Raw genomic sequence first — 12,317 nt, forward strand, 5'->3', positions numbered from 1 at the left:
GGAAGAAATCATATTAGTTTATTTCATTTCATTCACGAATTGATAGATTTGATTGGCGATTTTTTTGATTGACGGTTTATAAAGAAAATCGATGGACCTCCCAAAGCTTTCATCATTTAAGGATTTGACGATAACAGATGGATCCTTAATCTGCCTCGAAACCATTCTTGGTAAAATGCTTGAACCTACCCCGTTGCTTACGAAGGGAAGGATGGAGTCATTAAATTCCAGCTCCATCGCAACTGAAAAATCAAGCCCATTCTTTTTGCAGTATTTTTCGAAAAATTCTCTTATATCACAAGGATGTTTATGTAGTATAAGGGGATCCTTTAGAAAATCACTTAAAAGGATTTCATCTTTATCTTTAGATTGTGAATGTATAGGTAAAATAAGATCATAAGGTTCCTTAAATAGAGTTTCAACAAGGATATTCTTAGGGGGAGTCGCGTCCTGGACAAAGGCAAAGTCGATTCGGTCACTGGTTAACATCTCTACGAGTTCTAAAGTGGTATCTTTAATCGTTAGTTCAATTTTGTGGGTTTGGTTCAGTTTCGGAACGAGACTAGGAATAAGATAACTACCAATACTAGGTAGAGTCCCAATTCTTAATACATTTTTTTCAGAAAAAGTCCTCATTTCAATCATGATCTGCTCTAATTCTTTTATTATAGTAGAAGCCCTTTGATAAAAATGCTCCCCAGCTTCGGTGACGGAAAGGCCAGTTGTTTTTCGAACAAAGAGTTGGCAACCGAGCTCTTCTTCAAGCTGCATTAACTGCTTGGACAATGCCGGTTGAGAAATAAATAGGTTCTTAGCTGCAGTTGTCAGACTACCAGCCTCGACGGCACTCACAAAATATTTTAATTGATTCATTTTTAACACAGTATCACCCCTTAGTGGGAAGGTATGTTTCAACAATTATATAACTTCGGAGTGTGTCCAATTAAAATGATAATACCCTTAATTTTACATATTACCACTGATAGATATTAATTTCTATATTTTGGGGAAATACTTAACCTCCAACCTGGACCTAACCTTATTTACTTAGGTTATGCTAGATATATGAAGATACTAGTATTACTGAAGAAAAAATAATGATTTTTGGAACCTGGTACTATCCGTGGACAAGTTCCACCCCCTGGGATAGATTTAATTAAATGCCCGGTTATTCTTGTACCTTTGTAAATTAACTTATTATTAGAATTTAATTGAAGGCAGAGGCATGTAGAGGTAAGATTTTTATAAAAAGTAAAAATTTGGGGGTGCCATCGGTAACTCTTAAACTGTGTCATAGTGTTGAGGAGGCAAGACAGTTGGAAGCGAGATTCATTAGACAATACGACACAGTGAATAATGGATGGAATCTAAGGTACGAGGATTAATACCGTACCTAAGAGGAGATGTATATGAAAAATAATAGACTGCTATTTTGCCCTGATTGTGGTGCAAGAATGATAGAAGATGCGTGGGATATCATCACAGAAATGCCGAATGGAGATTTGGTGCAGGATATTGTTTATCCCGCATGGGTTTGTAGTGATTTTTGCGGTTATTATGAAGAGATAAAGTTGCAGGGGGAGGAACAACATGACTCGCTATTTTAAATACGTTGCTATACGCAAAGGGAAAGAAGAGTGGATGCTGAATGAACTTAAGAGCGGTAGAGCTAGATTTGGTTGGAGCTCAGCAGGCTCGAATTTAACAATTATTCAGGCAAAAGAAGCTGGACAAAGAACAGCTGAAGAAAAAGTCGTTTGGAGATACACCCAATTTTTAGTCAATCGCCTAACACCTGGAGATCGACTCATCATTCAACTTAGTCGCCCATTACGACAATTCCTTATTGCTGAAGTAGTTGGCAATTACGGAAGTACAGACCCACAGGAAAAAGATTTTAATCATTACATAGAGTGTAAACTTTTAACGGAAAATGCTATCAATGTGGAATCAGAAGCTGTATCTCAATCCCTTCGCCATCATATCTCCAAAAGAGGGCATTATTACGAAATATACGATAAAGATACGAAGGCTGAATTGGATTCCATAGTGGAGAAATCATTGGAAAAAGATGATAGTTTCATAAAGGCTAATCAAAGTCAACGTTCCTTAGATTTTGAGAGGACTTCTTTGGAAGAAGCTGTGATCAAGCAGACCTATGAACGTATTTCACAAAAGTATCCGAGTGCCTATTTTGAAACCTTTATCGCAGATTTAATAGCTTCCATCCCTGGACTTGAAGTAAAGAAGCAAGGCGATTCTAAACTAGGCTGGGACTTAACGATGAGAATCCTTGACCCGATTGATGGGGAAGAATTATACGACGATATTCCCGTACAATGTAAAAACTATCAAGGAAAAGTGACAACTAGTAGGCCACTGGAAGACTTAGAAAGATGTATAAAAAATTCAAATTCTCCACTGGCTTATCTGTTTATCATGGGTGATTTATCTGATGATTTTCAGACAGAATTTGATGAAAGACTAGAAGAATTGAAGAATAACTATAAAAAAGATGTAAAATGGCGAATCATTGGTCAGGAGCAAATTGCGAAACTATATTTAAACAAAATTGGCTCTCCGATTTAATAAGGTCTATACACAATTCTGTTGGGATTGGTAGATTTCATGAAATAAAAGAGATGGCTGGAGTAAGAATAGAGGAGAATGATAGGATGAGTGAAACCACGGTGTTTGTCATTTTTTTAACAATGAATCCTGGAAGAAGTTTCTCTGAAGAGTTAGTTCATAAGCATGTAGCTTTTTTAAAAGAATTGGACGATAATGGTCAACTTGTTCTTTGTGGACCATTTACTGATTATGATGGTGGAATGATTGTGATTCGAGCTGAATCGTTTGATGAAGCAGAAAAAATGGCTCAATCTGATCCTTTTGTTTCTAGTATGACAGAGTCTTATAAGATTCGAACTTGGAAGATGGCAAATAGAGATAATAATTATTTGCTATCTTATTAACCGAAAAAATTAATACCCTTGAGTTAATGGAATATCTTTTCTATAATAAGGGTATAAAGAAAAAGATCAGGTGCGCTAACACCTGATCATTACAACACACATGCCGCAGGATATAGCGGCTGACCGTTTATTCAGGGAGAAATAGTCACCGTAGCTTGGTCGGCAGGGTGGCTATTTCTTTTTTATTATTGCGACGACAATAGTTACAATGGTTGATATAAATACAGCTTCAAAAGTTAGAGCTGCAAATATAATGGTAATTACTTGGTATGTCGTCATAGCTTTCACCCCCGTTCACTCGGGAGTGTCAGCCGCCACCCTGCGTTATGTAGTTGTAATACTATTATTTTATCATTTTAAATACTAATTTTACAGAACAAACGTTCTTTTAATGTTACTTTCCATGCTGAGTAATTAAATTATCGGACACACGTTCCGCTATTTGATTAAAATGCTTGATTTTTTGTGGGCTATCGGACTGTGGTTCCGTTATTGTACCAAAAGCGTGCCTTTTTCCTATGTTTTATCGTTAATAACGGATTCTGTGTCCTATAAGGAAGAGAATAGGTTCATTTTTGGGGAATTAACGGAACCTCTGTCCTATAAATGGAATTTAAAGAAAACCCCCCGTGTCCAGAAGCACGATTACTTCTCGATTAAGTGGAACAATGAACCTGTCCCCGCTGTCCCTGAAATCCCCAGTAATGCCCTACCCTCATCCTGTTCTCCAACTAATTTTCACCACCCAATGATTCTCGAATACTTTAGCTAATAAGAATGGCGATATTTTGGCTAAAGTTGAGGGGGATCATATGCTACAGGTATCAGGGAAGCCTTTTCAAAAAAGTGACAAGTGGGAGTCTGGAAGTATTGAGAGTGTCATTGTTAAACGAATGCAGGAAGCTAAGGTTATCTATTCCTATCCATCCCTCAATGAATTATGGTTTGAGTTGAGTTTAAGGAAAAATATCATAAATAGTGCAATAGAGATGAGTAAGAGTGGTGCAAAGTTTCATGTTTTTGCAGCTTCTCGTGCGAACCCTGAATACTGGCAGGTAACGAATTTAGGTGGCTTTCATTTGAAGAATGGTGTGAAACCATCTGATGCAATTCGGGATATTTTCATAAATAGCTCTCTCTATACATTTGAATGTGCAACGGCTATAGTGATTATATATTATTATGCTCTTTTAAAATTAATCGGTGAAACGCCGTTTAATTATTACTTCCAAAATCTTTATTTATACAGTTGGCATCTAGATACTGATTATCGTATTTACACATTTTATGGAAACCATCTATTACCGGGTGATGTCGTTTATTTTTATAATCCGGAGGTGGATCCAAAACAGCCTTGGTGGAGAGGACAAAATGCTGTTGATTTAGGAGATGGAACTTATTTTGGTCATGGATTTGGAATCTGGTCAACTGAAAAAATGATTGAACTTTTGAATAAAAGAAGAAAGCCAGGAAGTCAAACATCAGCTTATCGGACCAATTTAACCACAAGGCCGTCTTTTAATGATTTAGCAAAACTTTCTTGGTCCTCACGAGTTAATCAAACTTTCAAAATGCAGAGTATGGTCATACATCATGACCAATGTTCGATATCTTATGCAAAGTATTTATCTTATTTTAATATGTACACCTATAATAAAACCAATTAAACTCATCTTTTGAAGATGGGTTTTATTCATTTTACGAAGTGAAAAGCATACATAAGGTCATTGTTCTAGCCCATACTTCTTGTACATGACACAGTCCCAGGAAAAAAACAGCAATCGATATTTTTTTCTAGACGGGCTCCATTTTCTGCTAGACGTGTATACTATAGTGTCCAGAAATATTAAACCTCTTTAGAAACGAAGGGATGTGTTTAAATGTTTAGAAACGAAAATGCACCACCTGTATTAGGCGCAAATGTACCTCCAGTATTAAGTGCTAACATACCTCCTCAACCTACTTACGTGGCACCTACCTATTGTTATGAAGCTCCAACCTTTTGTTATGCGGCTCCAGTTAATAGATGCAATGATTTTATACTCATCGTTGTATTGTTTATTCTATTAATCATTGTTGGGGCAACACTTTGCATTTGCTAAATGAATAGATGAACATAACTCATTGCTATGTGTTGAGACACCGGAAAACCTAGTGCGAACCTGTTCCTTTGATGAACACTCGTGCCGCGGGATAAAGCGGATAAAGAAGTAGTCACCTATGCTTAACAGGAAGGGGGCTATTTTTTTGTGTTCACTTTATAATCTTGAGCGGGCAGTAGTTCCGCAAAAAAATGGTTTTTATCGGATACAGGATCCTTTATTTGTAAAAAACGTGTGTAATAGGCTTGGTTTTTAAGGGAAGCAGAACCTGTGACCGCAAAAAAATCAGGGGGAAAATTAGTTGTTTTTTATTACTTTTGTTCCATTTATCAGTTCATCTATTAAATGACCAAAGTCAATGGCAATCTTGTTTTTCTTGGCAAGTTCTACACAAATGATATTGGCCGATATTCCCGCAGAGACTAATGCTACATCATAGTCAAATTTATTTGCTCTTTGTAAAACTAGCGGAACAGATTTAATATTTTCCACTGGAATAGAGCCTACTATATTTGTATATCCATGATTTTTTAATAGTTTTTCACCCTCTTTCATTCGATTTCCTATTAACAAGACCTTATGTTTTGATAGTAAATGATGAAATAAGTTTGTTTGTAAATGAAGTTCATAATTGATAACAGATTGTGTCAATACCATATTATTTAAGGGCCATTTATGATATTTTGCTAGTTTAATAAATAGGAGATGAAACATTGGCCATCTTAAATGTGGAATTCCAACCATATCTGCTTCCATTATATTTTTTGCTAGTAGGTCTCTTGATGGGGAATCGGGTAATGTTACTCCCGCATAAGGTAAAAAATTCAACCTTGGAGTACTGAGTATTTCTCTTGTTGGGATAATGATGTCATGCGCCATGGTTGTTAATTCCCCATCTCCCATTCGGATAAGGGAGAATCCTTTTTTAGCTTCTAAAGCTTTCATAATCTCTGCTTCTACTTCGGAGGCAGTTTTTAGTTCTTTTATATGATGGGATAAGCTTTTAATCCCTTCCTCGATTATTTCTTCGATTTCAAATGGGAGGATTCTATTACTTCCAAGTATGTTTTCGACTATTCGCTCTCCTCCGCGATGTAAACCTTCTGTTTGTATTTCCTCAGGATAACCAATCCTTTTTTTTATTTCCCAACTATTTTCGTCAAAATTAGTCATTCCATGTAACCTCCAATTAAATCGTATTTGTTTTTTGCCTATGATTTAGTCCTATATCATTAGCATTCTTTGTTAACCAAGTCATCAAGTGCTGAAAAATTTCTATCACCATTTGAAAAATTTCCACGGTCATTTGTCTTCGATAAGAAATACTCCAATGCTAATAGATGATCAGCTACCATAAGTTCATCATTTATATATTCTTTTGGACTAGAGAGTCTTTTCTTTGTAAACACAAGGGAAAACTTAGAGTCATGTTCTAGTAATTTTACGTAAGCTAAAGGGGGAAACAATAACGAATCGAAACCAATTTTCTCTATACATTTTTTACGTATTACGTGTGGGGAATAACTTAAAGAATTATTCCAAAGCTCGGGTTTTTTCATGACAATATTTAAAAAGTACTGTAGCGAATCTAATTTGTTTATTGGGTGAAGGTTGTCTAATTGTAGGCTCTGATCAAGTAAGGCAACATCTGCTCCATCTTCTATTACTCGAAAAAGTTGATGGATTTCTTCTGGAGAACAATAATCACTAGAATCCATAAATAAAACCTTATCACCAGAAGATATCGAGGCACCAATTGCTCTACTAACAAAAGGAGCTGTACCATCTATTAAAGAAATAAGCTTCACTCCTGTTGAAAGAATCTTATTAAGCTTTCTCGGATTATTTTCGGTTGAAATATATACTATTTCTTCAGCTCCAGCTGCGAATAAAGCATGAATGATTCTTGTTATTTGATATACATTTCCTTTGGATGTATCAGTTAAAACAGCACTTTGCTTGATAATCTTATTTTTCTTCAAGTGAATATAATGTTTTGAAAACTCTTGGGTTCTAGAATCTTGGGCACCATGTTTTCCATTCCAATCTATTAATTTTTTTATGGCTAATAAGTGGTCACCAAAAATAATATCTTCAATAGGTTTGTAGGGAGATTCCAATGATTGGTCAATATGAAGTTCGTATCTTATCTTGTTTCTATTAATTACATCAACAAAAGCTGGACAAGTGAGGGATAACTTTTCCTTCAAAGCAATCATTTGTGCAAGAGGTGGTATCGCTAGATTTTTCCAACCGATATGTTGAAGGGCATTTCTGCTTATGGCATGAGGAGTTGCGACTAGAGAATTAATAGAGAGTTCGGAATAACCTAATGCATCGTTAATGACTTTTTTTACAATAGAAACGGAATGTGGACGCTGATTGTTTTTTAGAATACTTTCTAGATTATTTAACGCCATATCATAGCCATTTTCAATGGCTTCGATAAATGGAATTAGCTCCATATATGGAATAATCATATCCCCGTCTAAAAATAACAGTACTTCCCCTTTTGCATGAAAAGCACCAATTGCCCGTCCAATGTCGTGGCCTAATGGTTCATCATATTCTATTATTTTACATTGTGAGGAACTTGCGATTTGCTTTGTGTTATCAGTAGAACCATTTACAATGACAATGATCTCTAACGGATTTAATTTATTTACCTCCTTTATTATTTTTGATAATTTTTCTTCTTCATTCTTAACAGGAATGATAATGGATAGTTTCTTCACACTTTTTCACTTCCTCTTTTTATCCGAAAAAATTTATATACTACAATATGCGAATCAATAGGATGAGGTACAGTACATGTCTCTATTTGTTATAAATTGTCGGGGAAGTGCCATGGTCTTCACTGTTTTTATTCAATAGAAAAAGCCACTTATTATAGTGGCTCAAAGAGTTCTTATTTAAATTGTGTTTTCAAACGAATGACATCAACTTTGTCATTAGAGGTCCAAAATTCGAGAAATAAATGATTTTTCAAATCCTGATATGTATAGATCTTAGAACCTTGTTCTACACGAGTGGAAAATGATTTGCCGAATCGTTGTACTACTTTATCCACTGAATCTCCCTGTCTGATTCCATCTTTGCTATCTATCGGTTTCATTTCCGAACGAGCTTCTATGCTCAAGATTGTGTTTTGAGGAGTAATGACAAAACTAACATCATCTCCAGATCTTAACAACGTGTTTTCTCCGGCTTGTTGTTCCTCGGTTAACGAAGGTAATTGTTCCTTTTGCAATTTGGTATTTGGTTGGAAACCATACAATTGTTGTTTTGACAAATCAACTTCCTTCGCAGCCGAACAACCTGCAATGACAAATATAAAAATGAGAAAAATAAACAACTTCTTCAAAAAAATCTCCCCTTCTATTAGAGACAGACGGATGAATGAATCAAAAAGTTTCAATATCAACAACCAAGTTTAACAAAGCCTATATTGAACCCCCTTTTACAAAGCGTAAGCACTTCAATCATATTTTGAAAAAATGTCCTACACTTTCTGAATTTCTAAATAGAATATATTGCTCGTCCTAATCCGTTCTGTAACATGTTGAATTAATGGTGAAAGAAGTGGTTAGAAAGAGAGATATTCACTTGAGTTAAACGAATATCTTTTCTATAATAAGGGTATACAAAAAAGATCAGGTGCAGTGAACACCTGATCATCACAACACACATGCCGCAGGATTTAGCGGCTGACCGTTTATTCTGGGAGAAATAGTCACCAATGCTGGCCGGCAGGGTGGCTATTTCTTTTTAATTATTGCGACGATTCTGAAAATAACTACCTTGAAAAGGGAGGGCAAAAATATGGATTGTGAAACAGTTATGCAGGAACTGGAAGCGCTTGGCAAGGAACGGATTAAAAAGACTTACATAAGCAATGGTGCACACGAGCCGCTTTTCGGCGTGGCTACAGGTGCAATGAAGCCACTTGCCAAAATAATCAAGAAAAATCAGGCTTTAGCCGAGCAGCTTTATGCCACCGGGAACTATGATGCCATGTATTTTGCAGGAATCATTGCGGATCCGATGGCAATGACGGAGGAGGACTTCGAGCGTTGGATAGAGGCAGCGTATTTTTATATGCTATCGGATTATGTGGTGGCTGTTACTTTGGCAGAAACGGATATTGCACAAGCTGTTGCCGATAAATGGATCGCAAGTGGTGAAGAACTAAAAATGTCTGCAGGGTGGAGCTGCTACTGCTGGCTATTGGGTAATCGACCGGACGGTGAATTTAGAGAAAGTAAGATTGCTGGTATGCTTGATCAGGTGGAAAAAACAATTCACGATGCTCAAGACCGAACGAAATCCTCTATGAATAATTTTATCTACACCGTTGCGACTTCCTATTTGCCGCTTCACGAAAAGGCGGTTGAAACAGCAAAAGCAGTTGGGCCAGTTGAAATCAAGCGGGACAATAAAAAAAGCAGCATTCTGAATGCTTCTGAAAATATCCAAAAGGAAGTAGATAGGAAGAGACTTGGCTTCAAACGTAAATATGTTAGGTGTTAGGATTGATTATAGGGTAACTAAGTTACCGAAGGATTTTGCAGATGACGTTTATATAGAAAGAAATAGTCACCAGTTACTTGGCTTCAGGGTGGCTATTTTTTTACGACTAAAACAGGCTTGGATTTACATTGAGCGCAGCGATTTAATTTATAGGACACACGTTCCGCTATTTGACTAAAATGCTTGTTTTTTTGGGGGTTATAGGACCGTGGTTCCGTTAATGTACCTCAAGCATGCCTTTTTACTATGCTTTTTTGCAAATAACGGATCCTGTGTCCTTTAAGAAAGAAAAAAGCTCATTTTTTTGGAAATAACGGATTCTCTGTCCTATCCAAAAATCTTTTGCTTTACCCAAAGGAGAATCTACTACGGTCATATTGGAAAATTCTTCTGTCGAATTTTCTGAAATAAATATATAATGAAAATTAGGAATATATTAACAAAATTATAGGAGGAAATGCCTTGGTTCCGCAAAGTTCATTTATTGCTATGGCAATCGTCATTGTTTTTGCTGTTGCTTTCCCAGTAGGCTTGGTCATTTATTTTGTAAAGAAAAAGTGGATGTCGTGGAAAGCGTTAGTTGCCGGTATTATAACATTTATTGTTTTTTCTCAGGTTTTGGAAAAATTATTACATCTTGCTGTTATTGATCCATCAGGACCATCATTGAAATGGTCAACCAATCCTTATTTATTTGCGTTATATGGTGCTTTAGCCGCCGGGATTTTTGAAGAGGTTGGTAGATACATTGTATTACGCTTTTTTTTGAAAAAGAGTCGAACCTATGAAGATGGTCTATCTTTCGGATTGGGTCATGGGGGAATCGAGGTATTACTGATCGCGGGTTTAAATATGGTATTGGCCATCGTGTATTCTTCGTTAATAAACTCTGGCCAATTCGAAGCAACACTAGGAAGTGCACTTCCTAGTGATCAAGTGGAGGGGATTAAAAACCTATACTTATCTCAAACTTTCGGACTGATTTTAGTAGGCGGTCTTGAGAGAGTTCCTGCCCTCATTTTTCACATTGTATTTTCTTTAATTGTGCTAAGAGCGGTTGTTGAATCAAAAATCAAGTACCTATTTATCGCGATCCTTATCCATGCAGCCATTGACTTCGTTGCGGCACTTTATCAAATTAAAGTCATTCCAAGCATTTGGGTTATTGAAGTCTTTTTCTTAATCGCTGGAAGTCTTTTCTTTTTCGTTATTAAAAAAGCGAAAAGCTGGATCCCTAGTAAACTAGACTAATAGAAGAAATTCATTCATCTTGTGTTTAGGGAATATCTTTTCTATAATAAGGGTATAAAAGAAAAAGATCAGGTGCTGAGAACACCTGATCATTACAACACACATGCCGCAGGATTTAGCGGCTGACCTTTTGAAGAATGAAGAAATAGCCACCAGTTGCTTGGTCTGCAGGGTGGCTATTTCTTTTTAATTATTGCGACGACAATAGTTATAATGGTTGATATAAATACAGCTTCAAAAGTAAGAGCTGCAAATATAATGGTAAGTACTTGGTATGTCGTCATAGCGTTCACCCCCTTTGCTGGGGAGTGTCAGCCGCCACCCTGAGTTATGTAGTTGTAATACTATTATTTTATCATTTTATGAAATAAATTTATAGAACAAACGTTCCTTTATAGGCTACTTTTTTGTACCTGTTATTCCCCGAATAAACTTGTAACTTAATATGGTTCACGAAGCATAGGTATCTTCCTTTGAAGAAAGAACTTTTCATTTATTAAGACTTGATAGGTTATTACAAATAAATAACAAAGGACAAATCGCAAATGATTTGTCCTTCGTTTTTATTGGATTAGTTTACTTCGGCATTCCAGCCATAAATAGGTTCTGACTTTTTGTATTTGATTTTTTTAACATGTAAAGCGAATAAAGGAAGAATGCTACGTTGAGAAAGAAAAGTATCGATAACCATTTAATAGAGTATTCAACGCTATGGACACCAAATTCTCCCGTTGCTGCATATTCGGTTGCATCCAATACAAAATGGAAGGCAATCGCAGGAAGTAAGCTTCTATTTGCTAAAACCATTGTAGTTAAGGCCATACCGCTAAAAAACGTCCATCCGAATTGGAAAAGAGCAAATGTGACATCACCGCCTACAAATATATTAGAAAGATGGGCTGCACCAAATAATAGGGAAGGAACGATAATCGCTACTGTTTTTCCAAATGGTAAAATAGCTCGAAGTAGAATGCCTCTAAACAAAATTTCTTCATTAACCGCAACACCAACCGCTGCAATCAGTAGAAGCGGAATATGTCCCCAGGTGGAATTAAAACCGAGAAGATAGACGATGGTTAAAGGTATGATCAGCGTCGGTATCCAAGCGTACCAATCTTTCGATGACTTTGGCATGGTCAAACCAATCTCTTTGTCGACTTTGACCCACTTTACAGCTAAAAAAGTAAAACTAGCATAAATCAGCATGACTAACCATCCTAAATCCTTTTGAATACTAAGTGTTGGATCGATCAATTGAATTCCCTTTACGGCAAGCATTCCGAGAATGACTCTTCCAAACATGACTACAAGAAATAACGCTAAAGCATGACGATATAAAAAATTTTTCATTTTCAATTTCCCCTTGTTCTTCAATTTGTATCTTCATTATGAAATAGATGGGGTCATACCTCATAGTGAACTTCGTCATATAGGGAGTCATATGACTTTTATGACTCGA

General features: G+C 36.3%; 12 protein-coding genes. 7 read left to right on the plus strand and 5 right to left on the minus strand.

All coding sequences use genetic code 11. The features are described from left to right. Positions 1 to 18 precede the first annotated feature (18 nt). Positions 19 to 873: a LysR family transcriptional regulator gene (locus ACSBPO_RS03135; RefSeq protein ID WP_442600300.1), complete on the minus strand. Its 855-nt coding sequence runs from the start codon at positions 871 to 873 to the stop codon at positions 19 to 21. Between the two features lie 536 nt (positions 874 to 1,409). Between ACSBPO_RS03135 and ACSBPO_RS03140 the strand changes: the two genes are divergently transcribed. From ACSBPO_RS03140 to ACSBPO_RS03160, 5 genes are all read left to right on the plus strand, one after another. Continuing rightward, positions 1,410 to 1,607: a hypothetical protein gene (locus tag ACSBPO_RS03140; RefSeq protein WP_442598630.1), complete on the plus strand. Its 198-nt coding sequence runs from the start codon at positions 1,410 to 1,412 to the stop codon at positions 1,605 to 1,607. After that, entirely contained in the window at positions 1,591 to 2,589 is a 999-nt protein-coding gene (locus ACSBPO_RS03145) for a hypothetical protein (RefSeq protein WP_442598631.1), read from the plus strand. Before ACSBPO_RS03140 ends, ACSBPO_RS03145 begins: the two co-directional genes overlap by 17 nt. Before the next feature lie 86 nt (positions 2,590 to 2,675). Next, the gene (locus ACSBPO_RS03150; RefSeq protein WP_442598632.1) at positions 2,676 to 2,975 is read left to right on the plus strand and encodes a YciI family protein; all 300 of its coding nucleotides are present in this window, start codon (positions 2,676 to 2,678) and stop codon (positions 2,973 to 2,975) included. A gap of 812 nt (positions 2,976 to 3,787) precedes the next feature. Then, complete coding sequence (locus ACSBPO_RS03155; protein WP_442598633.1) at positions 3,788 to 4,642, plus strand: protein-glutamine gamma-glutamyltransferase; 855 nt, start codon at positions 3,788 to 3,790, stop codon at positions 4,640 to 4,642. A gap of 213 nt (positions 4,643 to 4,855) precedes the next feature. Further along, complete coding sequence (locus tag ACSBPO_RS03160) at positions 4,856 to 5,077, plus strand: YjcZ family sporulation protein (protein ID WP_442598634.1); 222 nt, start codon at positions 4,856 to 4,858, stop codon at positions 5,075 to 5,077. Positions 5,078 to 5,374: 297 nt separating this feature from the next. Here ACSBPO_RS03160 and ACSBPO_RS03165 read toward each other — a convergent pair whose 3' ends face one another. The 3 genes from ACSBPO_RS03165 to ACSBPO_RS03175 all read right to left on the minus strand — a co-directional run bounded on the left by ACSBPO_RS03165 (position 5,375) and on the right by ACSBPO_RS03175 (position 8,441). Then, complete coding sequence (locus tag ACSBPO_RS03165) at positions 5,375 to 6,250, minus strand: GT-D fold domain-containing protein (RefSeq protein ID WP_442598635.1); 876 nt, start codon at positions 6,248 to 6,250, stop codon at positions 5,375 to 5,377. A 59-nt stretch (positions 6,251 to 6,309) separates the two neighbouring features. Beyond that, on the minus strand, positions 6,310 to 7,812 hold the full coding sequence (locus ACSBPO_RS03170; RefSeq protein WP_442598636.1) for a glycosyltransferase: 1,503 nt from the start codon (positions 7,810 to 7,812) through the stop codon (positions 6,310 to 6,312). 173 nt (positions 7,813 to 7,985) lie between these two features. Next, positions 7,986 to 8,441 carry a hypothetical protein gene (locus tag ACSBPO_RS03175; RefSeq protein WP_442598637.1) on the minus strand — a complete coding sequence of 152 codons (456 nt, stop codon included), beginning with the start codon at positions 8,439 to 8,441 and terminating at the stop codon, positions 7,986 to 7,988. A gap of 458 nt (positions 8,442 to 8,899) precedes the next feature. Between ACSBPO_RS03175 and ACSBPO_RS03180 the strand changes: the two genes are divergently transcribed. Further along, entirely contained in the window at positions 8,900 to 9,607 is a 708-nt protein-coding gene (locus ACSBPO_RS03180) for a DNA alkylation repair protein (RefSeq protein ID WP_442598638.1), read from the plus strand. Positions 9,608 to 10,069: 462 nt separating this feature from the next. Continuing rightward, a complete protein-coding gene (locus ACSBPO_RS03185) occupies positions 10,070 to 10,858 on the plus strand; it encodes a YhfC family intramembrane metalloprotease (protein ID WP_442598639.1) in 789 nt (262 codons plus the stop codon). Between the two features lie 576 nt (positions 10,859 to 11,434). Here ACSBPO_RS03185 and ACSBPO_RS03190 read toward each other — a convergent pair. After that, positions 11,435 to 12,208: a CPBP family intramembrane glutamic endopeptidase gene (locus tag ACSBPO_RS03190; protein ID WP_442598640.1), complete on the minus strand. Its 774-nt coding sequence runs from the start codon at positions 12,206 to 12,208 to the stop codon at positions 11,435 to 11,437. Positions 12,209 to 12,317 lie beyond the last annotated feature (109 nt).

The organism is Neobacillus sp. D3-1R, from assembly GCF_052180215.1.
Classification (GTDB): domain Bacteria; phylum Bacillota; class Bacilli; order Bacillales; family Cytobacillaceae; genus Pseudoneobacillus.

Excerpts from the sequence above, each read along its gene's own strand:
- ACSBPO_RS03135 (WP_442600300.1), bottom strand. The coding sequence starts at position 873 with ATGAATCAATTAAAATATTTTGTGAGTGCCGTCGAGGCTGGTAGTCTG.
- ACSBPO_RS03140 (WP_442598630.1), top strand. The coding sequence starts at position 1,410 with ATGAAAAATAATAGACTGCTATTTTGCCCTGATTGTGGTGCAAGAATG.
- ACSBPO_RS03145 (WP_442598631.1), top strand. The coding sequence starts at position 1,591 with ATGACTCGCTATTTTAAATACGTTGCTATACGCAAAGGGAAAGAAGAG.
- ACSBPO_RS03150 (WP_442598632.1), top strand. The coding sequence starts at position 2,676 with ATGAGTGAAACCACGGTGTTTGTCATTTTTTTAACAATGAATCCTGGA.
- ACSBPO_RS03155 (WP_442598633.1), top strand. The coding sequence starts at position 3,788 with ATGCTACAGGTATCAGGGAAGCCTTTTCAAAAAAGTGACAAGTGGGAG.
- ACSBPO_RS03160 (WP_442598634.1), top strand. The coding sequence starts at position 4,856 with ATGTTTAGAAACGAAAATGCACCACCTGTATTAGGCGCAAATGTACCT.
- ACSBPO_RS03165 (WP_442598635.1), bottom strand. The coding sequence starts at position 6,250 with ATGACTAATTTTGACGAAAATAGTTGGGAAATAAAAAAAAGGATTGGT.
- ACSBPO_RS03180 (WP_442598638.1), top strand. The coding sequence starts at position 8,900 with ATGGATTGTGAAACAGTTATGCAGGAACTGGAAGCGCTTGGCAAGGAA.
- ACSBPO_RS03190 (WP_442598640.1), bottom strand. The coding sequence starts at position 12,208 with ATGAAAAATTTTTTATATCGTCATGCTTTAGCGTTATTTCTTGTAGTC.